The 501-nt window shown below is 45.1% G+C and carries 1 pseudogene; it reads right to left on the bottom strand.

The window, feature by feature from the left end:
* A pseudogene (locus R7R24_RS30890) lies at positions 1 to 463 on the bottom strand (ATP-dependent DNA helicase DinG); the annotation flags it as partial.
* Positions 464 to 501 lie beyond the last annotated feature (38 nt).

The following is a 501-nucleotide window of genomic DNA, read 5'->3' on the forward strand; positions in this document are numbered from 1 at the left end:
TTTCCAGTAATTCAATGTCTTTTTTCTTTGGCTTGGTCTCAAACATCGCTAGTTGACCGCCATCCACACCACTGGCTGTTGCGAGCTTTTCTGCGCAGCAGTAGCGCTGCCTACCTTTGGCAAGAATGAAAGAGAATTCTCTGTCTGTAATACGACGGAATAGAGGAAGGTCTTTATTCACTAGCTGTTCTTGAAGCGCGACGGTTGCCGTTGAGATAACGACTTTGCGGTTGTTATGCACGGCAACTGGTATAGCGGCCATCAAATAAGAAAGTGATTTACCGATCCCTGTGCCTGCTTCTGCTACCAGTATTCGATTGGACTCATGATATTGACCACAAAGCGTCTTTGCGATTTCAGCGACAAGATAATTTTGAGCTCGTCTTGGTACAAAGTTATCGAGTTGAGCTTGTAGGTTTTGATAGCTATTGCGAATCGATTTTTGAATGTTACTGGTCAGCATACGGGCCTCAAATGCGTTGGAGCCGAATAGTAGCACAC

It is taken from the genome of Vibrio sp. 704, from assembly GCF_033339295.1.